Consider the following 25,546-nt stretch of genomic DNA (forward strand, 5'->3'; position numbering starts at 1 on the left):
ATGGCATACACAGATAAACCACTGGTCGAGGTGTCCGGACTGTCCATCGACTTCGGCGGCCAGCGGGTCCTCGACGGCCTGGACCTGCGGTTGCCGCCCGGGATCCACGCCCTGCTGGGCCCGAACGGGGCCGGCAAGACCACGCTCGTGAACATCCTCTCCACGCTGCTGAAGCCGACGGCCGGCCGGGCACGCGTCCTCGGACTGGACACCCAGTCCGACCGGCGGCAGGTGCAACGACGGATCGCCCTGACGGGCCAATACGCCGCCGTGGACGAGGGACTCAGCGGAGCGGAGAACCTGCTCATGATGGGGCAGCTCTTCGGTCTGTCCCGCGGGGAGTCACGCCGGCGCGGGGACGAGCTCCTGGAGCGCTTCGGCCTGATGCCGGCACGCGCCGCCCGGGTCTCCACCTATTCCGGCGGCATGCGCCGCAAGCTGGACATCGCCGTCAGCCTCATTGCCGAGCCCGAGCTGATCTTCCTGGACGAGCCGACCACGGGACTGGACACCCGCAGCCGGCAGGCGCTCTGGGATGAGATCCATCGGCTTGCCGGGCAGGGGACCTCGGTGTTCCTGACCACCCAGTACCTGGACGAGGCCGAGGCCCTGGCCGAGCGGATCCTCGTGCTGGACGGCGGGCGGATCGTGGCCGAGGGGACCGCGGGCGAGCTCAAGGACCACGTGGGCGGTGCCACCATCCAGCTCCACGACGCTTCCGGCCGGCTCGTCTCCGAACACCCCACGGACGGGACCACGGCGGACGTGGCCCGCACCCTCACTGCACTTGCCGGCCAGCACCCCGCGCACACCGTGACGGTCCGCAAGCCCAGCATGGACGAGGTGTTCCTGCAGCTCACCGGCCACGGTGCCGCCGGGCACGGGGCCCCTGTGGACCCGACAGCTGAGACCGAGAAGACCGAGAAGACCAAGGAGACCGCCCTATGAGCGCCCTACGGGCTGTTCCGTCCGCGCCGGCCCCACCGTCTCGGCCGGCGGTGCCGTCCGCGGGTGCCGGGTTCCTGACCGGCCTGCGGGTCTTCTCAGCCCGCTCCCTCAAGAAGTCCCTCCGGGACGGGGAATCCATGCTGATGGCCATCCTGCTGCCGGTGTTCCTCATGCTGATCTTCACCTTCGTGATGGGTGGGGCCATCGATGTGGGCGGGGGAGGCCGGGAGGCCTACCTGGCCTATGTCATGCCGGCCGTGGTGCTGACCGCGGCCGGATTCGGGGCCTCCTACACGGCGGTGGTGGTCAGTCAGGACGTCACCACGGGATTCATGAACCGGCTGCGGACCATGCCCTTCCCCGCCGTGACCGTCCTGCTGGGGCACACCGTCTCCTCGATGGTGCGCAACCTGATGGCCACCGCCGTGGTCTTCGCCGTGGGGTTCGCGGTGGGCTTCCGCACGGAGGCCAGCGCGGGACAGTTGCTGGCTTCCGTGGGACTGATCCTGCTCTGGATCCTGGCCATCACCGTCATCTTCGCCCTCTTGGGCCTCGTGGCCGGCTCGCCGGAGTCCGCCAACGGCTACGGGTTCGTGCTGCTGTTCCTGCCCTATGTCTCCAGTGGATTCGCACCGGTGGAGACCATGCCCGGCTGGCTGCAGGGGTTCGCCCACTACCAGCCGATGACCCCGGTGATCGACGCCTCGCGAGCCCTGATGAACGGCCAGGATGCTGGAACGGATTCCTTCATCGCGGCGGTCTGGTGCCTGGGCTTCATGGCGGTGGCCGTGTGGATCATGGCTGTGGTGTTCCCCCGGAAGGTGGCTCGCTGAGTTGGACCGCCACCCCGGGTGCGGGGTGTTCCGGGCTGACCAGCACGGCCCGGCCGGGGGCCTCCTTCACGCGGTGCAGGGTGGGCCAGACCATCCGGTGCTCCGGAGTGGTCCCGGCCGGCAGGTAGAACCGGGTGGGGACCTGGCCGAGGACGCGGCCGCCGGCCAGCTCCCGGCCACCGAAGAAGGCGGCGGCCAGGCGCCCCGGCCCGTGGTCGCGCAGCAGCTGGACCACGTGCTCCTCGAGGGTCTCGTACCCTGTCCCGACCCGTTGGGTGGCCCAGCGTCCCCACTGCGTCACCGCGAGCCGGACGGTGAAAGTCTGATCGGAGGAGGGCCGGGCCAACTCGTCCCGGAGCCGGTCGAGGGCTGTGGCCAGGGCCTCCGGGGTGGACTGTTCGGCTGTGAGGACGGACCAGTGCTTCGGCGGTGTCATCCGGGCGGCGGTCTCGGCGGGGTACAGCACCCCGGCGCCGTCCAGGACCACGGTGGCCTCGGCAGGGGTGCCGACTGCGTCATGACCGGCCAGTTGGGCGAGGACGGATTGGGCTGCCTTGTCCACCCCTCCGGCCGCTGTGCCGATCCAAGCGGCCGGGGCCTCCAGTCCGGGCAGCCAGCGGAGGGGGATCTGGGCGCGCTGCCGAGGCAGGTCGGCCAGGCCCGCGACGACGGAACCCGGTACCGCGGTCAGTTCGGCCGGGTCGGGACTCCAGGAATCCGGCAGGGCGGGGGTGACCGCCTGCCTCGGGACCAGGAGGCCTCGGGTCTCGGCCTCAGTCCTGATCAGGTTCACCAGTTCCGGCCAGGGTGCTGGGGCCGGATCCGTGGGGGCACCCGTCCAGGGGGCCAGGGTCGGAGGGCCGGCGGCCACCGCGAATTGACCGGCGCGGAATGTCCGGGCCGGCTGACCGCCGTGCTTGAGATAGGCCCGGCCGGGGGCGTCAGCGGGGATGGTGAACGCCTCGGCGGTCCCCAGCAGGTCCCATGACTCCTGTTCCGTAGCGGTTCGCAGGCAGATCACGGTGCCGAGGTTGGACCGGACATCGGGGCCCACGGCGCCCTGTGCCCGCTGGGTGGCCAGGACCAGATGGAATCCCAGGGAACGGCCGGTGGCGGCGAGCCGTGCCAGTAGCGCGGCGGCCTGCGGATGATCGTCCATGAGGACCCGCAGCTCGTCCACGGCCACCACGAGCCGAGGCAGGTCTGCTCCCGGGTGTGCGCTCCGGTAGGAGCGGAAATCGGCGGCGCCTGCTGCCAGGAACAGCTCCTCCCGGCGCCGCAGCTCCGCGCCCAAGGCATCGAAGGTGCGTAGCGACTCGGCCTCCGCGAGGTTGGTCTCCATCGACATGGTGTGGGGCAGCCCGGAGAGTGCGGCGAAGGAGGAGCCACCCTTGAAGTCCATCAGGATGAAGGACACCTCGGTGGCAGGGTGGCAGGCGGCCATCCCCGTGAGCAGGGTCAACAGCAGCTCCGACTTGCCTGATCCCGTGGTGCCCGCCACGAGCAGGTGTGGTCCGTGGGCCACCAGGTCGATGGTGACGGGGTCCTCGCCGGAGGCCAACTGGGCCGTGAGGGCACCTGTGGCCGAGCGAGTCATCAGGGAGTCCGGCAAGGTCAGCCCGGCCGCACCTGACGGTTGCGGTGGGCGGTCCGTGGCGCCCAATTCGTCCAGCAGCCAGCCGGCGGTCGAGCCGCTCATGCCGTGATATCTGAACCCCTTGAACTCGAGGGCACCGAACCGTGCGAGGCCGTGGACACCGAGCAGGACGGCCAGGCAGCCATGAACCGGTTCCTGAACCAGGCCCACATTGGGGACAACCTGGGGCTGGCCGGTGGTGTCGCCGCGCACGCCCTCCAGAAGGGCTGGGACAGCATCGTGGGCGCCTGGGTGTCATCCCCGCAGTTGGGTGGCGGCCGGGGCGGGGGCGACCGTGGAGCGCATCTAGGCGGCCCAGGCGCTCCTGGCCGGTGACGTGCCCGCGGCGCTTCAGGACCTGCCGCCGCTTGCCGACCTGGCCAAGGAATGGGGGTTGAAGATTGCTCCCGTTGCGTGACCGCGGCGGCCGTGGGCCGTGTTGGGCGGGTTGTTCCTGCCTGGCACGGCCTGTGCGTGTCTGGGGTGTGGCCCAGGTGGCCCAGTGGGCGGTCCAGTGGGTCGGGGTTTTGACCCATGGGTCCCTGGGGGAGGCGTTGGGCCGGGTCTTGGGCCGGGGGTCAGCGTCCCTGGCGTCCGCCGTTCGGGACCTTCAGATAGGCCCGGACCGCGTCATCGAATGCGTCGTTTGCCGCGTGGAACTCTTTACGCGCAACATCCGCCATGAAACCACTCTGCACTAGGACGGGGAAGCGGGCCGAATCGATGAGGTTCTGCGCGAGTTCGTCCAGGTTGGGGGCAAGTATTCTCAAGCGCAACCGGTGAGGCATGATTTCTGCTCGCATTTGGTCGCGCCCGTTGAAGCGCGTGAACAACTCGTCAGTGGCCATGTCAGGCAAGGACGCGCCAGGCGGATACTTCTCAAGGGTGGCCCTGGACCTCGATTTGGCGAAGCTGAGTGCCGACTGCTGCAATTTTGAAACGCTGGTCAGGACCCCGGTAGCCGCCTCAAGGATTTGGTCCTGGTGCCTGGCGCGGCGTTCGGCCTTGGTCTTGGACCAGTCGCGCATGGTGCCGAATAGGTAACCAATGGCGGCGCCTGCCAAGGCCGGGAGGACGTCGCCCAGTGCGCTCAGTGCTTCAATCACCTGAACAGTCTATGGACGTGGAGGGTCCTATGACCGGCGAAAGGCCGTTACTCCAAGAACAGGCGGCGGACCCATTGGAGCGTTGTCCGTGCCCACTGGAGCGGTGCCCCAATCCACGGGCGCCACTGCCGGGGTGGCTTGCCCTTGGTGATCTTCAGGTGCTCTCGAACGGTGGCCCTAAACGCGTCAGTGGCCGCCATGTGGGCCGCGGCGGCTCGGCTCGCGTCATTCGCACTGTCACCCTGGATTCGGGCGGCGTAGATCATTTCGTTGGCTTTTTCATCTAGTTCGGGTGCCAAGATTGTCAATGTCATCAGCTGGGGTTGTGCGGCCGTCCTAGCGTCGTGGACGGCCTTGTAAGCGTCCTGCTTTTCCTGTTCCAGTTCTTCCCGCCTCGCCGGGCTGTCCAGCCCGGCGGGCACCTTCAAACGCCAGAGTGCGAAGCGCAGGTCTTGATGGGCGTCGCCTAGGTCAGCAGAGGCGTCTAGAACCCGGGCACTGGCTTCAAGCACCTGGTCATGGTGCTTGGCCCGTCGCTCGACATTGGCCTTGTTGGCGTCACGGAGGAACCCGAATACGTAACCCACGACGCCCGCAAGCAGGAGCGGAAGGACGATGGCCAGGAGTTCAATCACTTGCACAGTCTATGGACGCAGTAACGCCCCGCACCGGGATGAACTGGTGCGGGGCGTTCGGCGTATACCTGAGGCCTTGGACAGGCTACGTCTCCAGGGTAGTCTTGGGCGCTTGCCCGGTGGCGCTGTACTGGTTGGCCACGGTGCCAAGGTCCTCGGAGTGCTGGAACTGTTCGGCGGCTATGGAAATGGTGGCCCGGTCAGCCAAGGTGTCGAACACGATGGATGGGCTGGACATGCCGGACTTCACGGCCTCCTGAATCTCCAGGGCTATTGACGTATTCAGGGCGTGCCCGTTCGGCAGGAACCCCACGGCGTCCTCCGCGTCGGTCACGAACAGCATGCCCGCGGGCTGGCCTAGCGGGTGCTCCATGATGCACCACCGGCCGGGGCCCTGGGCGGTATACCTCCAGGACCGGCGGGAACCTGTGGGCTTCGGGTAGTGGTCGGCGTAGTGTCCGCTCATGGTGTGCTCCTGGGTTGGTGTGCCCATTCTGTCTGCGGGGTGGGACTCGATACCGGTCATGCGGCCACCTGGAGGTCCACCACGAACGGCACCCGTTCGGCCTGGCACCTGGGACTCTGGCCACCACTGGTCGGTCAACATCCGCAAGTTCGTGGTGCGGGCCCACCGTCTCGAGGACCTCGTGCGGTCCGGCTCACAGAGTCCCGAGGCATCCCGGTTCCTGGATGCGAGTGTTGACGCCGGACTGAACATCCTGGTCTCCGGGGCCACGCAGGCCGGCAAGACCACCCTGCTGAACTGCCTGGCCGCCTCGATCGGCAGCCGCGAGCGGGTCGTGACCGTCGAGGAGATCTTCGAGCTCAAGATGCCGCTGCGAGACGTGGTGCAGATGCAGTGCCGGCAACCGAACCTGGAAAGCCACGGGGAGATCCCCCTGCGCCGGCTGGTCAAGGAGGCCCTACGCATGCGCCCGGACCGGCTGATCGTCGGGGAGGTCCGCGAGGCGGAGGCATTGGACATGCTCATTGCACTGAACAGCGGACTTCCCGAATGTCACTCAGACACAATGCATATGATGAGGGTATGCACAACGGCAAGAAGGCCATCATCTACACCCGCATCTCGCAGGATCGCTCCGGGGAGGGGCTGGGCGTTCAGCGCCAGGAGGAGGAGTGCCGTCGGTACGCCGACCGTGAGGGGATGCAGGTTGTAGAGATTCTGACCGACAACGACATCTCGGGGTACAAGGGCAAGCTCCGCCCGGCGTTCGAACAGCTCAAGCGGAGCGTTGAAGCGCGCGATGTTGACGCGGTGATCTACTGGAAGCAGGACCGCATCACCCGCCAGCAGCATGAGTTTTGGCACCTTGTCGAGTTGTGCAAGCCCTCCGGCAAGAAGGGGGATGTCGGAGTGACCCTTCACGCGCCGGGGGACACTGCGGCGGGGTATGTGGACCTCACGACTTCGGGCGGGTTGCTGAACGCCGGAATGGGCGCCCTGCTGTCGCAGCACACGGGGGCACTGATGCGTGACCGAGCTCTATCCAAGTTCCGCCAGAAGGCCGCAGCGGGGGAGTGGCTAGGCGGCACTCGTCCCTTCGGCTGGAATATCGCCGGACGTCGCCTGGAACTGAACGACGAGGAAGCAACGGCAGTGCAAGCGGCCTGCCGTGACCTGTTGGCAGGGCGCTCCCTTGGTTCCATCATCAGGCAGTGGAACGACGAGAACCGCCCAGGTGGGCCTCTACGGACCTCTCTAGGCAAGCCGTGGGGATATGCGCAACTCCGGCAGGTTCTCCTGCGAGAGCGCAACACAGGGCGCGTTACGGTGGACCCTCGCAACGGTGAGCCTCCCATCGTGATGGAGTGCCCCCCGATCCTCACTGAATCAGAATGGAAGTCCGTGGTGGGGCTCCTGAAAGACCCGGCCCGGCGGCGCTCGCAGTCCAACAAGGCCCGTCACCTCCTCGCCGGTATCGCGCAATGCCACTGCGGGCAGTTGGTCAAGAGCGCCACCACCATGGGGCGACCCAACAAGGTGACCGGCGAGCGCGCCAAGCGCATGGTGTACCGGTGTCCGGCGAAAGGTCCGGGGCACGTCGGCAAAGGGATTGAGTACGTGGACACCATCGCTGAGCTGTTCGTGTTTCAGCTCCTGAAGCAGGATGTGCAGGCCCAGGCGAGTGATCCTGTGCGGGTGGCACGACGGCAGGAGCTGGAAGTCCAGTTGGCGGACCTGGAGCGCCGTAAGACTGAGGCCGGAACTCTCGTGGCTGAAGGAGAGATGGAGCCTAGCCAGTTGGCGGCGTTCAACCGTTCGATGAACGAGCAGATGTCTCCGCTGTTGGCAGAGCTGGACGAGCTTGGGGCCGCTCCTGTGGAGGACTTGGGGGATGCCACTGACGTTCTGCGGACTCACGCTCTGAACGACGAAGCCTTTCGGCAGTGGCGGCAGTCACCGATTGATGAGCGCAGGGACTTCGTCCGGTCCCGCTTGCATGTCGTGCTGAGGCCGCATCGTGTCGGCAGTCCCCGGGACTTCGACCCCGACACCGTGAGTGTGTACCCCCGGCGGCGGAACGAACATGGGCCTCTGTCTGCCGAGGAGGTAGAGGCGAGGCCGTTGACACCCCTCGTGTCCGGTCCCGACTCCGGCAACGCTCATGACGAAAGCAGGTGGGTGGACTACCTGAACAATTTCATGTGGCGGTCCGGCTTCGGCTGGCCGTCCGGCTTGAGGATCGAGCTTGACCACATGGACGGACGAGCCGACTTCAAACCCCGATGGAGAGGCCTGGACAGCGCCTGAGGTCTCGCCCCACGGGAGCCGCTCTAAGGGTGCTTTCATCCTGCGGAGGAAGGCGGAGGTTGGAGCGAAACCCAGGCTCTCAGATCGACGTACACGGCCTTACGGAGCATGTCCTGCTCCTCGCCTCGGCCGGGCCCTCCTGAGTCAGGCAGACCGGGTTGTTTCCTCAGAGCGTGATTCCCAGTTCTTTAGCGCGCCGGTAGAGCGTGGCTCGGGAGATGCCACGCTCGCGTGCCGCCTGTGCTGCAGGGGTGCCCGAGGCGATCGCGGCGGCGGCACCGTGGATCACATCATCGGAGACGGTCTGACGGCGACCGCCGAGGTCCCCGCCTTTGGCTCGTCGCTTCTCCACGGAGTCGTTGATCCGCTCACGCTTGATCTCCAGCTCCATCTCGGCCAGACCGGCCATGACAGTGAGCATCATCTTCCCCATGGCCGTGCTGGTGTCCACAGAGTCCCCGCCGAGGTTGAGCACCCGAAGGTTCACGCCCCGCTCCCTCAGCTCCCGTGTCAGCTTTAGCATGTGCTCCGTCGACCGACCCAGCCGATCCAACGTGGTGATCACCAGGGTGTCTCTCTCATGCAGGGCCGACAGGCACCGGTCCAGTGCCGGCCGCTTGTCCCGTGCCCCACTCACTCCATGGTCCACATATAGGTCGTCCTTGCGGACCCCGGCCCCGAGTAGGTCTGCCTCCTGCCGGTCCGTTTCCTGCCCCCTCGTGGACACCCGGGCGTACCCGATCCGCTTTCCTGTGGCAGTAACAGTGTCTTTCATGATCTCTCCCTAGTGTCTTGCAACGCACCTTGATATGGGCGACGGTAGCAGAAGACTTGCAAGACAAGGTAGAGCTACACATTCGGGAGGGTTGCGCAGTGCGGTGTAGTGTCTCACCGATGTGTCTCACTACCGATCTGTTGCAACACAGCGGGCTCAGGACCGGTAAGTAATCTGGGGTATGACAGGGGAAGCAGCTCCAACCAGTCGCTACCTTTGACAGCATGCAGCTTCGCCTTGATCGTCAGACGTGGACCTATGACGCGCCGTTGAATGCCGACCCCTCGGGATTCGGGAGCGTCTACTTAGTTAAGTCTGAAACGGGTGAGACGGCCGTAGCCAAGGCGGTTCCGAAGGAGCCTGGCGCTCAGCGCGAATTCTTGATGGCTGACTCACTTAGCGCCGCCGGTCATCACAATGTGATTCCCATCCTGGATTCCGGGGAGCATGAGGACTCCTGGATTCTAGTGATGCCACGTGCCGATCATTCGCTGGCGCAGTTCCTTGCGGCCAACGAGCTTCCTCTAACTCCACCCGAGGTCGTGAGCATTCTTAGAGATATCGCTAAAGCTCTCGCCGAGATCGACGGTCAGGTTGTGCATCGCGACATCAAACCCGCAAATATCCTGTTCCACGAAGGCAAGTGGAAGCTCGCCGACTTCGGCATTGCCAGGTATGCCCAAGCCTCGACCAGCGGCGCGACTCGCAAGCGTAGCTTCACGTACCAATACGCGGCGCCCGAACAATGGGAGTACGGGACGGCCACCGGGGCTACTGATGTGTACGCGTTTGGTGTCCTCGCGTATGAACTATTGACGGGCCAGTTGCCATTCCCCGGGCCAAACTTCCGGGAGCAGCATTTGGGTTCCCCCCCGCCTCCATCCGCCGGTGGGCCTAAGAGACTGAGTGTCCTCATCGATGAGTGCCTCTACAAGGACGCGGATGTGAGACCCAAGCCGAAGGCGATCCTCAAGCGGCTCGCAGATGTGGAGAATGAGCAGGCTCGCCCAGGCCCCTCAGCGCTGGCAGCAGTTGACCACCGTCTAACTCAAGAACAGGCGAGGCAGCAAGCGCAGGTGTCCGCCGAACGCGATCGCCTTAAGAAGCAAGCGCGTAAATTCGAGGCGGCTGCCCAAGCATTTGACTCGATTGCAACTCCCTTGCGAGAGGAAATCGAAGGTTTTGCCCAACGGGCCGAGTTCCAGAACATCGTAGGGAGCGACGCACCGAAGCTCCGCGTCGATTTCGGACAAGCGACTCTCACTTTGAATTGCGTCCGGCCATTCGACAGTGACGGTTGGAACGGGCCCTTCACAGTGATCGCATACTCCGCGATCTCTGTCGACTTCGGACGCCCTGGCCACCACGATTGGAACGGACGCAGTCACTCTCTGTGGTTCTGCGATGCCCATGAGGAAGGCACTTATGCGTGGTATGAGCTTGCCTTCATGGACGTGCTTTCTGCACGTGGGAACTCGAGGGCTGAGCCTTACCATTGCTCGCCCCGCGAAGCTGAGGTAGCCCTGTCGAATGTCATTTCCAGCAAGCAGGTTGCTTGGCCAGTAACAGAAATTGATCGCGCAGATCCAAGCGAGTTCATCGATCGCTGGCTTAAATGGTTCGCTGAAGCCGCAGAATTGAGGCTGCGGAGACCTGGGCAGATGCCGGAGAAGCCGTGCACCGGAACGTGGCGTAGAAGTTGAAGCGCGCGTGTCCCCACCGCCTAACGGGAGGGGGGGCACCCCTCTGAGGTGCAATCATCTACCGCAGGTGGAAGCTACCAGAGTGGGGTACGGATTTCAGAGTCGACTAAATGAGAATCATTCGCAAGGAACCTTAAGGGCGTTTCCTCGAAGCACCCCTCATGCGGCGGTTCCGGCGGGGCCCTGATCCGAACAGGGCCGTCACAATGACCGGGTTCGCTTTGAAGACCCGGGTGACTTCCTGCTGCACGAAGGCGGGCTTGTGGAACCATGCTCGCAGGTATGCCACTTCAAGAGGGCAGAGTTTCAGTTCCCGGATGATGCGTGCGGAAATCGGCAAGCCGCTCGTGTCGATCGAGGACCACTCGAAGGGAATGGCTTCGTCCGACTCCGTAGCCTCCTCCAGCGTAGGCTCAGGCACGGCAGGGGCAGGGAGAACTCCGTCCAAAGCAGCGGGGGCCCACTGGGCGGAGTAGTCCAGCTCGGGGGTCTTCAATGGGAGGGCGTTCAGCATGGCAAAGACCATCAGGGGGAGGGGGATCGACCCTGCCTCCCCCTCCCGGTACCAGTACCCCAGGGGGTCGGTGCGGCGGAGGTCCCGCAGTTCGAGGTTCCTGGCCTGAGTGACAGGCTGAAGGTGCAGGGGGGAGACGCACAGTGCCCCACCTCCGTAACGGCCTCCGTGCCGGTGGTCCAACTCCTCGGCCCACCCGTGCCCCTCGTAGAACAGATGCCAGGTCAAGCGGTGCCCAACCCACTCACCCGTGGCCTTGGACTTCCTGCGGCTGTACCCGTTGACTTTCTTGCCGGTCCACACCCAGCAACCCGTCTCCCAGTCCGCCTCGACGTTCTGCACGACTGCAGTCTTGACGGCGTCACGCCCGTCCCGCCCAAGCAATTCCAAAGAGAGGGCGAGGTGTTCGTGCCGACGGCACCACGGGGCGGGCACCGTCCTGCCCTTCCGACCCCGTGGCACGAGGCGAACGGTGCAACCGGCGGCGGAGCACTCCACGGTGCCCTGTCGGTAGAGCCGCTTGTAGCAGGTGGCGCAGACCGGGGCGGGGTGATTGAGGGCCTGGCAGCGAGTGGCCGGGCGTGCGCAGGGCTTTCCCTTCTTCAGGGCCGTGCAGGCATAGGGATGGCCAGGAACGTTGTCATAGCTTGAAGTGTTCATATCCTGGGCATGGGGCAAATGTACCAAACTCCTTCGCCCCGATGCCGGGCCCCATGCCCACGCCCCGCACCAGCGTTGGGCGAAGGGGCAACACGCCTGGCTGAGGTCTGCGCCGTACTTTCCCCGAAGGATGAGGGGGCGCGTGCCAACGGCGGAGCCTTAGCGGAGCCGCCTAGACCACTCACTCCACCGATTTGACCAGTGGTGCTCCTGACTGCGGCATGTCCTGCCGGATGGCTCAGTGCCCATACAGGGATCTAGGTGCTGCCCTTGGGCCCCATCTGACGGCCGACCTCCAACAGGCTCATACCAGCCTGAAGCCTGACCTGGGCATCAATCTCGATTTCAGCCTCCAGTGCTCTGGATACCCGCCTCATGTGGATGAAGAGGTAGATGCCGAACGCGATTGCCCCGACCAGCAGGACGGGGCCGATGCCCGGGACGGCTCCGAGGATGAGCCCCAGGACGATCAGGATCGTTAGGGCTGCGGTCGCTCCACCGCGCATGGTCTTGGGTGATGACTTGCGATCCGAATCGTGTACCTCGACTCGCTTGCCCTTGACTGAGTATCGGACAGTGTTCTTCGCATCCCCCTTGAAGCCCAGGAGGGCAACGTCGTCGACCACCGCCAGCGGCTGGCCGGGCTCATCGGATAGCTCAGTCAACCGGTGGATGGTCTCCCCACTCGGGTTAGGCGCTGGGGAGCTTGTCGGCACACGTGGAGGCTGCTCAGAGGCAGGCTCATTGCGGATCGTCGTCACGGGCCGTGGTGTTGAGGTTTTGCGTCCACTCTTGGAGATCTTGCCGGAGTATGCCGGGGGAACATCATAGGAGTGCGCCTCTGGGACCAGGTGCGGCAGGATCGGCATGGACCGCAACCACTGGTCCGTGACCTCGTTGGACTTCGCTCCGTGAATTGTCAGCTCGGCGGCGAGACCTGAACCGGTCAACTTGGACCAGACTCCAATGGTCCGATCCATGTCGTGTGCGTGCTGGACGAGCGGCAGGTAGTACTTGGACGTAACCGTAGTCAGTTCTCCGACGCGCTCGCCATCCAGGCGCAGTTCTATGATCTCTCGGTTGGTCCCATTCTTCAGCATCGTGTCTTTGCGATGCATCGTCAGGATGACCATGCCAGACCCATTGCTCGGCACGTAGTCGAACAAGTGGTCGAAATGGTCTTCTTCCTTGGTGACTTGGTAAGAGCGGCCATACGGAAGGACTGTGGTGTTCGCTGGGTACCCGCCATTGACGGGGGCCATCATCTCTGGATCGGGCAAGGCAACCCGCATCTGAAGCTCGGGCTCACCCTTCCACTGGTTCTTATAGGCATAGACCGAGGCAGCGGCTCTGACCCGAGCACCTGAGGCCACGACTCGCTGCACAGGCAGTGCGTAGTCAGCGGCGATCTCTCTAGGCAAATAACCCAGGACCTTTCCATCTGAACGCACTGAGACGGCCCGGCGATCGTGCGGGTTGTCCTTTTCTGGAACGAGGTCGACTTGTAGTTCAGCCTCAACGGGGTCGCCGTTAGACGGCAGGCGGGGAAGTAGAGCCAGAATGGCATCGGAGTAGTGGAACTCGCCCGCCACCTCTTTGTTGGCCCATCCGCGTGCAGGGACCACGTACTCGCGGTCTGTGGCTTCTTCGTTCACTGTTCCCCCTCAGGTGTGGCTACAGACCAGTATCTCAGTGAAGCACCCTATGACTAGGGGTGTTTAGAGAACGCCTCAAGTTCCGCACACGTGAAGTGTGTCTGAAAGGTTCCTGCGCGCGATCTTGAGAGCGTGCATCCCTGAACGGCGTCGTGACGTGTCAGTGTCCCACCCGGCCATATGACACATCCCTCGACGCTGCTGGGTCCATAGGCTATGATCCGCGAATTATGGCCCAACCCCGTGGTGCAACCCTCCGTCAACGGCGCCCTGACCTGGCCCAGCAGTGGCATCCCATGAGGAACGGAGACCTGACGCCTGATGATGTTGGTACGGGCACCAAGACCAAGGCTTGGTGGGTATGTTCTGAAGGGCATGCGTGGCCAGCGGCAATCTATAGCCGTGTCGCTGGGACCGGTTGCCCGTACTGCGGCCAACGAAAAGTGGGCTACGGCAATGACTTCGCCAGCCAATACCCCGCCTTAGCTAACGAGTGGCACCCTACTAAGAACGGTGATCAGACGCCGGACATGTTCCTTCCCCGGTCCAACAAGAAGGTGTGGTGGCGCGGAGCCTGCGGACATGAATGGGAAGCTGTCCTGGCCAACAGAACCGGCACCATTCGGGCGGGGTGCCCATACTGCGCTAACCAAAAGGTGGGCCACGGTAACGACCTCGCCTCACGCTTTCCCGAGATCGCAGCGGAATGGCACCCTACGAAGAACGGCGACCTCAGGCCGGACCAGGTGACCTCCGGCGCCAGCCATCGAGTTTGGTGGCAATGTCAGGAGGGTCACGAATGGAAGACGGCGGTCTTTAAGAGGACTGCCAACAACCACGGATGCGAGCGCTGTGGGTTGGTCGGCCTTTCCATTCTGGACATTGAGGTCTTCGCAGAGCTCAAGTCCGTGCTGGCGCCGCATATGCAGCCACAGGTCTTTGACCACCGAGTGGCGTCATCCGACGGGCGTGGCTTGCTCTTGCGGGTGGACATGGTGTTCGGCGATATTGCCGTGGAGTTCGATGGTTGGCACTGGCATCGCAACCAGGTGCAGAAGGACCGGAAGAAGAGTGAGCGGCTCCGACAAGTGGGATACACCATTATTCGCGTGCGGGAACATCCTTTAACTTCCCTGGATCCTCTGGATGTCACAGTTTCGCGCGCCCCAAAAGCGCTCGAGGTGGCCCTGGCTGTCTTGCGGCAGCTTGTCGATCATGACCTACTGACTAGCGAAGGTTCCGCTGACGCGAAGGCGTACATTGCTTCTGGAACGCTATGCGCGGAACTCGAGGCGCAGCGCCTAATCCGTAAATTACGTGACGGTGAGTACCCTCTGTGTCAACCTTGAGTGAGACACCCGGATGGTCGGGTTCTGTGTCGTAGAGGGCGGGGAGGAGTTCCCTGGTATGAGTATGACGATGACGTCACCGGCCCGGTTGGGGCAGTCTGGTGGCATGGACGAGGTCCCGGATCCGCAAGTACCCGAGAAGGCGCGTCGGCGCACGTACACGGCAAGGTACAAGGCCCAGATCCTGGCCGAGTACGAGGCGTGTGACCGCGAGGGCAAGGGCGCCTTGCTGCGTCGGGAGGGCCTGTACACCTCGCTGATCAGTTCCTGGCGGGACCAGCGCGACAAGGGGGCGCTGCAGGCGCTGGGCAGGGCCTCGGGGGCGGAGCCGGCCAACGCCGAGCAGAAGGAGGCGGTCCGGTTGCGCCGGGAGAACGAGAAGCTCACCACCGAGCTGGCCAAGGCGCGGGAGGTCATCGCGATCCAGGGAAAACTCTCGGCGCTGTTGGACCAGCTCTCGACCGACAGCAGCAAGCACAGGCCCGAGCGATGATCGACGAGACGATCACCGAGCTCACGCCCCTGGTCGGGGTCAAGGCCGCTTGCGCCGCGGTGGGCAGGTCCCGGGCCACCCACTACCGCCACCACCGCACCACGCCGGCACCTGAGCGTCCGGCCCGGGAGCCGAAACCTCAGCCGCGGGCGTTGTCCGAGGCCGAGCAGGCCCGGGTGCTGGCCGTGCTGCGCTCGGAGCGGTTCGTGGACATGGCCCCGGCCGAGAGCCACGCCGTGCTGCTGGACGAGGGCACCTACCTGTGCTCGGTCTCCACCATGTACCGGCTGCTACGCCGGACCGGAGAGGTCCGCGAACGACGGGCCCAGGCCACCCACCCGGCCCGTACCAAGCCCGAGCTCGTCGCGCACGAGCCGAATGAATGCTGGTCCTGGGACATCACGAAATTGCGCGGGCCGGCGAAGTGGACGTACTACTACCTGTACTCGATCATCGACATCTTCTCCCGATACACGGTCGGATGGATGGTCGCCACCGGGGAGTCCGCGGCCCTGGCCGAGCGGCTGCTGGCTGAGACCATCGCCAAGCAAGGCGTGGACCGGGACCAGCTGACCATCCATGCCGACAACGGCTCCTCGATGGCCTCCAAGCCGGTCGCGTTCCTGCTGGCCGATCTCGGGGTCACCAAGTCCCACTCCCGGCCGCACGTCTCGAACGATAATCCCTACTCGGAAGCGCAATTCAAGACCTTGAAGTACCGGCCCGAGTTCCCCGCGCAGTTCGGTTCCCTCGAGCAGGCCCGGGCCTTCTGCGCCGAGTTCTACCGCTGGTACAACCTCGAGCACCGCCACTCCGGGATCGCGATGCATACACCGTTCGACGTCCATCACGGCCGGGCCGCCATGGTGCAGGACCACCGTGCCCAGGTGCTCACCAGCGCCTACGCCGCCCACCCCGAACGCTTCGTCCGCCACCGGCCAGTACCGCAAGATCTGCCCGGAACCGCGTGGATCAACCAGCCCATCCCACAGGAGAACCAGCCCGCACCGACAAACTCAACAATTCAGCTCAGCAACTGACCCAACAAGGTTGACAGGTTCCGGTATGGCGAACGATCACTCTTAGCGACGCACCCCAACGTTGCCTACGAGTGGCATCCCACCCTCAATGGCAACCTGACCCCACAGGGCGTAACTCCTGCCTCTGGAAGGCGGGTGTGGTGGCTTTGCCCCAAAGGACACAGCTACCAAGCCAAGATTGGTCAGCGCACGGGTAAGGGCACCGGATGCGGCAAGTGCTCCGGCCGATACGTCACGCCTGAGACATCGCTCGCGGTCAGGAAGCCTGCCTTGGCAGATCAGTGGCACCCCACTCTCAACGGGGAACTCACCCCGGAGCTTGTTACTCCGCATTCTCGCAAGGTGGTTTGGTGGCTGTGTCCTCGTGGCCATGCAACCCAAGACACCGTCGATAGTCGCACCAAGGGGATGGTCTGCCAGGCGTGTCCCAATAGCCGCCGCAACAAGAAGCGCGATCTTAAGCCGACGGACCATATAGATGAGCTTTTCCCCCCGCTGGAGCAGTAGTCTGCAGTGTGTGTGAGCGATCCCCGGCCTTCCGGGGATGTGTACTCTCCACGCCAACAGTGCGTCAGACGCGTTGACCAAGATCTGCACCCTGCCACTGATGGCCGGCCAGAACATGCGGGGGAGTGCTCGACTGCTGGTGAGACAGCATTATATCCGGTCTGACGTGGGGCGATGTCATGGTCGTGGTTGCACACCCCCTATTGCAAGTTGGGGACAGAAGCCGAGCCTTCGCGATGCCGGCGCGACACCCAAGCCTGTTTTGTTCCGCTCAACCGGTAGGGCGGATTTGCGGGGTCGGATGTTAGGAGCTCGAATCGCCAAGCCTGGGGCGCAGTGACGCGATCTTGCGTGGCCGGCGGCGACCTCGGGGATCGGCCGCATCACCACCGCCTTCTGCGCGGCGCTCATCGGCCGCTGCTCGTCCATGCCCATTTGCCCATCCTCGCCACTCACAACTCCGTGCGCCAGAGCTGTGGACAACAGCAAGGGCCGCGCTGCGCGCGTCCCGCAGGGCTCCGCCCGGCCCGCCCATGGTCGGGGTCAGGCTTGGAGGAGCGCGCCGAGTTCGTAAGCTGGATGACGAGGAGGTGCACCATGCCAGAGCACCGCGACACGAAGAACGAGCTCCAGGGCCAGACGTTCAGCAAAGACGCCCTTGACCGCGTGCGGCGGATTCTCGACGGCACGAGCACGTCGGAGGAATCGCCATGACGAGATCGAGCTACGCCTGGATCCCGGACCATCACCTCGGCGTCGCCGCGACGCTGACCCACGTCGATGAGGTCATCGCCCAGGCGGCAGAGATCCTCTTCGACTACCAGCGCCAGCCTGAGGGAATCATCCACCTCCGCGAGGTGCCCATGGTCACCCACAGCCAAACGATTGTCGCCGACATGGCCCCGATCCCGCGCAAGGTGCCGCTGCTCGTCGCCGACGCTATGGTGGCGCTGCGGAACGCCATCGAGCACACGCTCTTCGCCGAGATCGAGCACCGTGACGGCGCGCTGGACGAGAAGGCGGCAAAGCTCGTCGAGATGCCGGCCGCGCGCACCTATGAGTCGTTCGAGGCGTGGGTGAAGGGCCGAGCGAAGAACGGTCCGCCGTCCCTGCGACAGGGGAGCGACCTGCTGACGCGCATCAACGGTCTGCAGCCCTTGCACCGGACCAAGGACTCGCAGAACCACCCCATGGCGCTTCTGGCACTGCACACCAACCATTCCAAGCACCGCGCGCCGGCCATCACGGCCGTCCGCCTCGCTGCGGTGTACCGCGAGGATCAGATGCCCCGATCGATGGGCGACCTCGATCGCCGTCCAGAAGTCCCACTGCAGGTGGGCGATGTGATCGCCGAGACGCCCAGGGGCACGCAGATCCCGGTCACCCTGTTCCCGACGATCGGGATCAACCGACCTGGCACCGACCGCTGGCCTGTGCTGATGAAGGAACTGGAAGAGCTGGCCATTTGGGTCCGCACGCAGGCGGTCCCGCGGCTGATCGCCGGCTTCGAGCCGCCGCTACCGCCGCTACCGGCGCTGCCGACCCGATACAAGATCGCCATCGGGCACGACGACGAGCGCAGAGCGCTGTCGGCCGGATCGACGGTCTCCGCGGCGCAGTTGTACAACGACAGCCTCGGCGCGGCGACGGTACGCCGCGACATGGTCGAGACGATCGGGCAGTTGGAGGACGCGCCAAGCACCGAGCAGATCGCGTCCTGGTTGGAGAGCCTGTCCGATCAGGAGATGCTCGCGCGGATGCGGCAGCTGAAGGTCACGCACACCTCCGAGCCCGAGATCGTGCTGAGCGACTTCGCGGTGCTGGAGGCCATGCGCGACGACGCGCGCCGGTTTGCCGGGCTGGACGTACCCGCGGACGACCAGACTCGGCCATAGTTCGGCGTTTCCTGCGTCTCTCGTAGACATCTCCTGAATGGGACGCGAGTCGAACCGTGGCTCTTCGCGGATGACCGGGGCTTAGAACACTGTCTCGCTCGTGTCGTCCGGGGCAGGTGACTTCATCAAACCGCCGCGGACGCTGGCCCGATGTTCCGCAAGACGTCCAGAAATGCCGACGACCAAGGTGACGACCGATAGGGGACAGGGCCCATGGCATGGAATGCATCGTGAGCACGCGCCCGCCGGGCGGGGTTGTCGGAGCCCGCAAGTAGACTCCTGGTCGTGAGTGTCTCTGGGAACGAAGTAGACGTCAGTTACGGCTCGATTCTGCGAGTGCGGCGGGTTGACGAGGAGGCAGACCGGATTTGGTTCGACCGTCGCGATGGCGCGTCGGGTTGGTTCCGCCGCTCGTTGGTCGACAACGTTGAGGCGGGCCAGATTCTCTACTTTCCCAACGAAGCCGACGATGACAACACGGTCAAATTGCTGTCTGAAGAAGACTGGTTGGTGCGCGGTGGAGACGTTGCAACTGTCAGTTTGATCAGCGAGGACGGATCGACTGCCGTGCTTGAACTGAACGGCAGGCTCCAGACGTTCGCGCAGCGGGAGACGAAGCCCTTCATCAAGGGGCAGACAATTGCCGTCGATGTGGACGGGCGACCCGGACCCATGCTGAGCAGCGAGCCCATCGATCGGTTCGGCCGGGCCGAGGACGATCTCGACCCCGCGAGCTTCGTCGTAGATCCGGGTGATGTCACGTTGGCCGACTTTGGTGGTTCACGCGCCCTGGTCGAGCGAGCGCTTGAGCTGGCGCGCGTCGCCCTCGACCCGGAGCAGCGGCTTCAGCAGATCGGCGTTAACCCCGTAAAGGGCATCCTCTTCAGCGGCCCATCGGGCACGGGCAAAACGCACCTCGCTCGCGTCCTGAGCAAGGAAATTGGCACGCGCTTCTACTTGGTCGACGGGCCGGAGATCATCAACAAGTGGGTCGGTGAGAGTGAGCAGCGATTGCGTTCGCTGTTCCGGCACGCCGAGGAGCACGCGCCAGCCATCCTCTTCTTTGACGAACTTGACAGCATCGTGGCCAGTCGGGGAGATGATGCGCCGGAGTATGCGAGCCGCTTCGTCGGGCAGTTCCTGACCGCCCTTGACGGGTTCGAGGCCAGCCACGGTGTGCTAGTGATTGCCTCGACCAACCTGCCCGGCGCATTGGACTCCGCACTGCTCCGACCAGGGCGGCTTACATTCAAACTCGAGTTCGAAGGTCACCCAAGCCCCGAAGACCGGCTGAAGATCCTGCAGGCATCGGCCCGCGGGGTGCGCGGTGCCGAGCATGCCAACTGGCGAGTCTTGGTCGAAACCACCGACGGTTGGAGCGCGGCAGAACTGGCAATGATCTGGACCGAGGCCGGTGTCTTTGCGGTGGTCGACGAACGAGATGAGCTCTGTGCTGAAGACGTTGCTGCCGGACTAGTTCGGGCCGCTCGCAACCGAGACGTGTCCCGACGGCAGGAGGGACGCAAATGAGCGTTCCCACCATCGTTAAAGCACCCTTCATCGCAGTTGGGCGCGCATGGCGGCGGCGACGTCAGGCCCAGGAGTGGAAGCATAAGCGCCGCGAGTTCGTCTACCTCGACGAGACCAGCGTCACCAGCCTGGTGGCCGCTCGGCACGGCTCGGTGCCCGAGTCATTCAAGGACACCCTCAGCACCACCAACTCGTCCGACGCGGGCACCTCGCTCACGCTCCCGTCGACGCCCGCGGTGCCCGGGGTAGGCATGTCCATGCGATCAACATCCTCTCGAACCACGTCGCAGGAAGTGGTGCGCCGTGCCGTGGCCCAAGGCACCTTCCGCAGCCTACGGATCGGCGACACGGACCTGAGGGTCTCGGTCGAAGATCAGCCAGATCGCCCCAAGCCGGCAGCAGTTTCCACCGCGGCGGCATTGGCACACCACCTCCCTAAGCTTGAGAAGCAACACCGCGCAGTGCGCGCCCAAGACCTCATCCGCGGGGATGTCGTCGAGGTCCAAGTCGAGCTCAGCCCTGAGTGGAGCTACCAGTTCACGACGGCTGTGTCATCAATGATCGACCTCGTCGAAGGGCGCGCCGAGATGTTCGGCATTGAGGAGAGTGCCGTGGGAGAAGTGCAGCGGGTACTTGAAATGCTCTCTCGCCTTCTCGTTGACCTGGTGCCCCTCCAAGCCCGAGTGACGAGCCACCGTCTCGTCGTGGTGGACGACGTTTCATGGCTTGTCGACGTGTCGATGATCGCGGGCGGCAGCGAGCTTGACCGCGACGTTAGTGAGGTGCACCTCGCGGGAGTGACGGAGCTTCCCCTGTACTGGAAGGATGTCCGCCGCGTGCTCTTCGCCGGCTCGGCTTACTCCGTCTACGCTCGGCTCTCCAGGTCTGGGATCCAGACCTCATGGTCACCAGTGAAACTCGCCGATGTCTTCGACCGCTTCCTCCCTGAGGTCGGCAACCAGATCCGCGAGCTCCCCTACCTGTTCGAGAACGCTCGAAGTGTTGCTTACGGGGTTGAGGCCCCGGAGGCTTCCGAGGTTCTCCGTGACAAAGGGCTTGTACCGTTCGGACGGGCCCTCGCCCAGCTGGCATCCCGGAACATCTCAGGAGAGTCGTTGTTGGAGGCTGCCACAAACGCTGCACGATCCGTAGCAACGCCGGAGGAACTACAGGACGTCGGGATCGTGCGAAGCGCGTTCGAAGAAGTAGTCACGGCGGTCGAAAACTCCCCGTCGCTCACCGAGCCAACCGAACCGGCTCGGATCGACCGGAATCTGGTGCGGACGCTTCGCGAGACGCACCACGCAGTCGCTCGACTCATGTTCCTCAACGAGTTGGCTACCACCGGGGAACCGGAGACTCACGAAGAGGACGCGCCTGCGAACTTCCTTGAAGCCGAGGTAGTGGCTATCTATTGGTGACTTCGGGCAAGTACCCCATAGCTATGCCGCAGCAGGGGTCTGCTGTACGGATGGGTGACGCCTTAACCTGATCGTGAAGCAGTCCCGGGCTCCGGTGCCGTCAGATCGGTTCGCTTGGCATAACCGGAACCATTGCAGCACGACATGAGGTGGCATACCGGGTCCGCGCCCCCGGGCATTTTGCACCCCAGCAACCGCGTTACACCGCGCTAATGGACTTGACAGTTGAACACGCTGCCGGAAAGTGTGCATAAACGTGAACCCCTCATGTCCTTGCTGCAAGACCACATCTCCGCAGAAGTCCGGCGGGACACCAAACGGATCCTCGAAGGCTGTGAACGACCTGACTCCAAGTTGCCCTAGGCCTTCGAGGAGTAGTGGAATCGTTTTTTAACTAGATCAGGCCGAAGCTGGCCTGCCTAAGTGGGACGATCAGGTCGGGCAGTGCCTTAATGCTGCTGACTCCTTAGCGCCCCTGTCGGCTGTTTCGCCGGTGCCGATCTTGATCGATCACCGTCCTGAGTTGCGGGTAGTTCTCAGTGATCGCATTCTCGATGCCACCGTGATCCTCGCCGTGACCACCATCAACCTGGAGGCTCGCAAGCTCCTCTCGGCCGCGGACGGCCCCACCATGGCGGCCGCCGACAGCTTCACGATGGCGGTGGAGGAGGGTGCGGGTTCTGACAACGCGCCGATTCTGGACGACGCGGCCGCCGCCGAAGCCGTCACCGGCTACCTGGCCGCGGCCGGGGCGCGCAGCCGCTTCGAGGGACTGAGCGTGGAGTCGGTCACCGTGGGGGACGGCGGGCAGACGGTGGACGTGGTGCTGACGGCCACGGCCCGGCCACCGGTCGTGAACTGGATCGTGCCCCAGGGCGTCACGGTGGTGGCCGAGAGCTCGTCCCGGACCGCCCTCACCCGGTAGCGGGGATAGGGTGCCGTCATGAGCGAACCTCACCCCGATCTGGACCGCCTGCTCCGCTGGCAGGAGTCCGGCGGCACATGGCGGGTGGCCGCACGGCGGCGCCTGGACACACAGGAGCCGGCGGGGGAGGAGGTCATCCTGTCCCTGATGACCTGTGACGGCGGCGAGGAGATGGACGTGCTCCGGTCCTCGGATCCTGCCCTGTTGGCCTACGTGCACTCCGGTGAGTCCGGGGAGGCGGCTGCGCTGTAGGCTGGACCCCACCATGGCTGAGACTGACTACACCGCAGAAATCGCGCAGTTGCGCTCCACGCTGTCCAACATCGAGCAGGTCTCGGACATGGACCAGATCCGGGCGGACATTATCCGGCTGGAGGCTGAGGCCTCCGCCCCGGATCTCTGGGATGACCCGGAGGCGGCGCAGAAGGTCACCTCCAAGCTCTCCCACCGCCAGCACGAGCTGGAGCGCATCAACCGCCTGGAGCAGCGGATCGATGACATGGAGGTCATGGTCCAGCTGGCCGCGGAGGAGGATGACGACGCGGCTCGGGATGACGTGGCCAAGGAGCTCGAGGCCATCCGCAAGACGATGTCTGACCTGGAGATCGTCACCCTGCTCTCCGGCGAGTATGACGAGCGGGACGCGGTCATCACCATCCGCGCCGGCGCCGGCGGTGTGGACGCTGCTGACTTCGCGGAGATCCTGATGCGCATGTACCTGCGCTGGGCCGAGCAGCGCGGCTGGGACACCAAGGTCATGGACACGGCCTACGCCGAGGAGGCCGGGCTGAAGTCCGCCACCTTCGAGATCAAGGCCCCCTACGCCTTCGGCACCCTCTCCGTGGAGGCCGGCACCCACCGCCTGGTGCGGATCAGTCCCTTCGACAACCAAGGCCGCCGCCAGACCTCCTTCGCCGCCGTGGAGGTCATCCCGCTGATCGAGTCGGACGACTCGATCGACATCCCCGAGGCCGAGCTGAAGATCGATGTCTTCCGGTCCTCCGGCCCCGGTGGTCAGTCCGTCAACACCACCGACTCCGCGGTGCGCATGACGCACATCCCCACCGGGATCGTGGTCTCGATGCAGAACGAGAAGTCCCAGATCCAGAACCGCGCCGCGGCCCTGCGCGTCATGCAGTCCCGCCTATTGCTGGTGCGCGAGGCCGAGGCAAACGCGAAGAAGAAGGAGATGGCCGGGGACGTCAAGGCCTCCTGGGGTGACCAGATGCGCTCCTACGTGCTGAACCCGTACCAGATGGTCAAGGACCTGCGGACCAACCATGAGGAGGGCAACCCCTCCTCCGTCTTCGACGGGCACATCGACGGCTTCATCGACGCCGGCATCCGCTGGCGCGCCGGAGCCAAGCACCACGAGGACTGATACCCCGCCGCCCATCGGTGCCAGACTGGGGGCATGGACGCCTCCCTGCCCCCTGTCTCCGAACGCATCGTGACCGCCGAGCGCACCGTGCGCGCGCCGGCGTCGGAGATCTTCGCGCTGATCGCCGACCCGGCCCGCCAACCCGAGTGGGACGGCAATGACAACCTGGCCGAGGCCCCGGCCGGGCAACGCGTCACCTCCGTGGGGGACGTGTTCACCATGGAGCTGACCAACGGGCAGCGCCGGGAGAACCATGTCGTGGAGTTCGAGGAGGCCGAGCGCATCGCCTGGCTGCCCGCACCGGCAGGGGAGGAGCCCCGCGGTCACCTCTGGCGCTGGGAACTGGAGCCGCACTCGCAGGACACCACCCTGGTCCGGCACACCTATGACTGGAGGCAGCTGGCGGACGAGTCCCGCTTCGCCCGCGCCAACTGGCACACCCCGGAGCGCCTGATGGGCTCCATCGACCGCCTGGCCGTGCTCGCGGAGTCGGGGAGGTAGTCGCGGTGGACCGTGACGGGGCCAAACGCCTGCGCGCCCTGCTGGCTGACCTGGAGCAGGACACCTCGATCCTCGAGGACACCGTGTCCGAGCTGCGGGCCACCGTCCCGGGCTACGAGGACATCCCCGCCGATTCCGTCCGCGACTCCGCCCGGCGCAACCTGGCCCTGAGCATCCGTACCCTTCAGGAGGGCCGGGCCCCGGGCCCCGAGGAGATCGAGGAGCCGCGCACGCTGATGGAGGAGCGCATGGGCCAGGGCGTGTCCATCGTCAGTGTGCTCGCCGGCTTCCGCCTGTCCATGTCCGTGATCCTGCGCCACCTGCTGGACCTGGCCCCACGGCACGGGGTTCCCCCGGAACGGGCGCTGGACTTCAGCACCCTGCTGTGGACCCTGGGGGACACCTTCACCACGCAGGCCGTGGTGGTCCACCGGGACCGCTCGATCGCCCGGGCCGTGGCCGATTCCGCCCGCCGCACCCACTGGATCCGTGACGCCGTGATCGGTGGGCTGGACCGCACCGCCCTGGTGGCCGGGGCGGGTACCTATGACATCCCCCTGGACCGGCCGGTCCGCGCGGTCCGTGCCCTGGCGAATCCAGGGGCGGCCGCAGATCCGGCCGATCGGCTGCAGGACTGGGCCGAGCGGGCCGGCGTGAGGATGCTGACCGCGCCGCGCGGTGAGGGCGCCGTCGGGATCCTGATGGACGGAGTCGGCTCCCCGGCCGAGGCGCGGGGGCTCACGATCGCGCTCGGCTCGCCCGTCCCCCTCACGGAGGTGGGGGAGTCCTTCACCGTCTCCTCCCGGGTCCTGGAGGCCGCCCAGCGGGTGGGTCGGACCGGCGTCGTGGACCTTGAGGCCCTGTCCTGGCGGATGGGCATCCATTCCAGCCCTGAGACCACGCGGCTGCTGTTGGACAAGCATGTGGTCCCCGTGCTGGAGGAGGGAACGTTCGGTGAGCTGGTGATCGAGGCGCTGAATGCCTACCTGGACCATGGCCTGAACATCCCGCATGCCGCCGCCTCGATCCCCGTACACGTGAACACGCTGCGGTACCGCCTGAAGCGGTACCGCGAGCTCACCGGCGGCAACCTCCATGACCTCGAGACGCTGATCGAGGCCTCGTGGGCGCTGGCGGCCCACCGCGTTTCGTCGCCAGCTACAAAAGTGCCGCCTCGGCGTTGAAGTCCCGGACGTAGCCGGTTTCCCTGTTCGGGTTCATGCTGGTGGATGTCGCCTCGATCTGATCGTGATCCCTGTCACGCAG

The 25,546-nt window shown here is 65.0% G+C and carries 23 protein-coding genes and 2 pseudogenes; 18 read left to right on the plus strand and 7 right to left on the minus strand.

The genetic code is table 11. The features are described from left to right. Positions 1–948, plus strand: coding sequence for an ATP-binding cassette domain-containing protein (locus tag IMT31_RS14030; protein WP_413543159.1), 948 nt, complete (start codon positions 1–3; stop codon positions 946–948). Then, positions 945–1,781 carry an ABC transporter permease gene (locus tag IMT31_RS14035; RefSeq protein WP_413543160.1) on the plus strand — a complete coding sequence of 279 codons (837 nt, stop codon included), beginning with the start codon at positions 945–947 and terminating at the stop codon, positions 1,779–1,781. The genes IMT31_RS14030 and IMT31_RS14035 overlap by 4 nt, the downstream gene beginning before the upstream one ends. Here the strand turns inward: IMT31_RS14035 and IMT31_RS14040 are convergent. Further along, positions 1,744–3,480, minus strand: coding sequence for an FtsK/SpoIIIE domain-containing protein (locus IMT31_RS14040; protein ID WP_413543161.1), 1,737 nt, complete (start codon positions 3,478–3,480; stop codon positions 1,744–1,746). The two genes, IMT31_RS14035 and IMT31_RS14040, sit on opposite strands and share 38 nt — an antisense overlap. A 3-nt stretch (positions 3,481–3,483) precedes the next feature. Here IMT31_RS14040 and IMT31_RS14045 point away from each other — a divergent pair, with 3 nt between their 5' ends. Beyond that, entirely contained in the window at positions 3,484–3,753 is a 270-nt protein-coding gene (locus IMT31_RS14045) for a hypothetical protein (protein ID WP_413543162.1), read from the plus strand. Between the two features lie 242 nt (positions 3,754–3,995). Here the strand turns inward: IMT31_RS14045 and IMT31_RS14050 are convergent, their stop codons facing one another. The 3 genes from IMT31_RS14050 to IMT31_RS14060 all read right to left on the minus strand — a co-directional run bounded on the left by IMT31_RS14050 (position 3,996) and on the right by IMT31_RS14060 (position 5,624). Beyond that, positions 3,996–4,523 (minus strand): hypothetical protein, encoded by a 528-nt coding sequence (locus IMT31_RS14050; RefSeq protein ID WP_413543163.1) that lies wholly within the window; start codon positions 4,521–4,523, stop codon positions 3,996–3,998. A gap of 47 nt (positions 4,524–4,570) precedes the next feature. Further along, positions 4,571–5,158 (minus strand): hypothetical protein, encoded by a 588-nt coding sequence (locus IMT31_RS14055; protein ID WP_413543164.1) that lies wholly within the window; start codon positions 5,156–5,158, stop codon positions 4,571–4,573. Positions 5,159–5,243: 85 nt separating this feature from the next. Then, positions 5,244–5,624, minus strand: a complete 381-nt coding sequence (locus tag IMT31_RS14060; protein ID WP_413543165.1) for a hypothetical protein — start codon at positions 5,622–5,624, stop codon at positions 5,244–5,246. A gap of 124 nt (positions 5,625–5,748) precedes the next feature. On the opposite strand from IMT31_RS14060, the pseudogene IMT31_RS14065 reads away from it, so the two are divergent. Then, positions 5,749–6,171 (plus strand): annotated as a pseudogene (locus tag IMT31_RS14065) (ATPase, T2SS/T4P/T4SS family); the annotation flags it as partial. A 35-nt stretch (positions 6,172–6,206) separates the two neighbouring features. Next, on the plus strand, positions 6,207–7,931 hold the full coding sequence (locus tag IMT31_RS14070; RefSeq protein ID WP_413543166.1) for a recombinase family protein: 1,725 nt from the start codon (positions 6,207–6,209) through the stop codon (positions 7,929–7,931). Between the two features lie 166 nt (positions 7,932–8,097). Here the strand turns inward: IMT31_RS14070 and IMT31_RS14075 are convergent, their stop codons facing one another. After that, complete coding sequence (locus tag IMT31_RS14075; RefSeq protein WP_413543167.1) at positions 8,098–8,706, minus strand: recombinase family protein; 609 nt, start codon at positions 8,704–8,706, stop codon at positions 8,098–8,100. A 224-nt stretch (positions 8,707–8,930) separates the two neighbouring features. Between IMT31_RS14075 and IMT31_RS14080 the strand changes: the two genes are divergently transcribed. Then, entirely contained in the window at positions 8,931–10,409 is a 1,479-nt protein-coding gene (locus IMT31_RS14080; protein WP_413543168.1) for a serine/threonine-protein kinase, read from the plus strand. A 133-nt stretch (positions 10,410–10,542) separates the two neighbouring features. Here IMT31_RS14080 and IMT31_RS14085 read toward each other — a convergent pair whose 3' ends face one another. Together IMT31_RS14085 and IMT31_RS14090 are read right to left on the minus strand one after the other, a co-directional pair. Continuing rightward, on the minus strand, positions 10,543–11,265 hold the full coding sequence (locus IMT31_RS14085) for a hypothetical protein (RefSeq protein WP_413543169.1): 723 nt from the start codon (positions 11,263–11,265) through the stop codon (positions 10,543–10,545). Between the two features lie 575 nt (positions 11,266–11,840). Continuing rightward, on the minus strand, positions 11,841–13,238 hold the full coding sequence (locus IMT31_RS14090; RefSeq protein WP_413543170.1) for an HIRAN domain-containing protein: 1,398 nt from the start codon (positions 13,236–13,238) through the stop codon (positions 11,841–11,843). A 230-nt stretch (positions 13,239–13,468) separates the two neighbouring features. Here IMT31_RS14090 and IMT31_RS14095 point away from each other — a divergent pair, with 230 nt between their 5' ends. The 12 genes and pseudogenes from IMT31_RS14095 (at position 13,469) to IMT31_RS14150 (ending at position 25,464) form a co-directional block, all read left to right on the plus strand. Beyond that, complete coding sequence (locus IMT31_RS14095) at positions 13,469–14,587, plus strand: zinc-ribbon domain-containing protein (protein ID WP_413543171.1); 1,119 nt, start codon at positions 13,469–13,471, stop codon at positions 14,585–14,587. 58 nt (positions 14,588–14,645) lie between these two features. Next, positions 14,646–16,120, plus strand: a protein-coding gene (locus IMT31_RS14100; RefSeq protein WP_413542374.1) for an IS3 family transposase whose coding sequence is annotated in 2 segments (ribosomal slippage) — positions 14,646–15,015 and positions 15,015–16,120 — 1,476 coding nt in all. Because the reading frame shifts where the segments join, the coding sequence is not laid out codon by codon here. Positions 16,121–16,186: 66 nt separating this feature from the next. Continuing rightward, positions 16,187–16,327 (plus strand): annotated as a pseudogene (locus IMT31_RS14105) (zinc-ribbon domain-containing protein); the annotation flags it as partial. Positions 16,328–16,390: 63 nt separating this feature from the next. Next, positions 16,391–16,627 carry a zinc-ribbon domain-containing protein gene (locus IMT31_RS14110; RefSeq protein ID WP_413543172.1) on the plus strand — a complete coding sequence of 79 codons (237 nt, stop codon included), beginning with the start codon at positions 16,391–16,393 and terminating at the stop codon, positions 16,625–16,627. Positions 16,628–17,337: 710 nt separating this feature from the next. Then, positions 17,338–18,522 (plus strand): hypothetical protein, encoded by a 1,185-nt coding sequence (locus tag IMT31_RS14115; RefSeq protein ID WP_413543173.1) that lies wholly within the window; start codon positions 17,338–17,340, stop codon positions 18,520–18,522. Positions 18,523–18,807: 285 nt separating this feature from the next. After that, the gene (locus IMT31_RS14120) at positions 18,808–20,052 is read left to right on the plus strand and encodes an ATP-binding protein (protein ID WP_413543174.1); all 1,245 of its coding nucleotides are present in this window, start codon (positions 18,808–18,810) and stop codon (positions 20,050–20,052) included. Beyond that, positions 20,049–21,473 (plus strand): hypothetical protein, encoded by a 1,425-nt coding sequence (locus IMT31_RS14125; protein ID WP_413543175.1) that lies wholly within the window; start codon positions 20,049–20,051, stop codon positions 21,471–21,473. The genes IMT31_RS14120 and IMT31_RS14125 overlap by 4 nt, the downstream gene beginning before the upstream one ends. Positions 21,474–22,047: 574 nt before the next feature. Continuing rightward, complete coding sequence (locus IMT31_RS14130; protein ID WP_413543176.1) at positions 22,048–22,398, plus strand: hypothetical protein; 351 nt, start codon at positions 22,048–22,050, stop codon at positions 22,396–22,398. An 18-nt stretch (positions 22,399–22,416) separates the two neighbouring features. Next, a complete protein-coding gene (locus IMT31_RS14135) occupies positions 22,417–22,650 on the plus strand; it encodes a hypothetical protein (RefSeq protein ID WP_413543177.1) in 234 nt (77 codons plus the stop codon). A gap of 13 nt (positions 22,651–22,663) precedes the next feature. Next, complete coding sequence (prfB, locus tag IMT31_RS14140; RefSeq protein WP_413543178.1) at positions 22,664–23,779, plus strand: peptide chain release factor 2; 1,116 nt, start codon at positions 22,664–22,666, stop codon at positions 23,777–23,779. Between the two features lie 33 nt (positions 23,780–23,812). Further along, complete coding sequence (locus tag IMT31_RS14145; RefSeq protein ID WP_413543179.1) at positions 23,813–24,280, plus strand: SRPBCC domain-containing protein; 468 nt, start codon at positions 23,813–23,815, stop codon at positions 24,278–24,280. A gap of 5 nt (positions 24,281–24,285) precedes the next feature. Beyond that, entirely contained in the window at positions 24,286–25,464 is a 1,179-nt protein-coding gene (locus IMT31_RS14150; RefSeq protein ID WP_413543180.1) for a PucR family transcriptional regulator, read from the plus strand. Positions 25,465–25,546 lie beyond the last annotated feature (82 nt).

This window comes from Citricoccus nitrophenolicus, assembly GCF_047305825.1.
GTDB classification, from domain to species: domain Bacteria; phylum Actinomycetota; class Actinomycetes; order Actinomycetales; family Micrococcaceae; genus Citricoccus; species Citricoccus nitrophenolicus.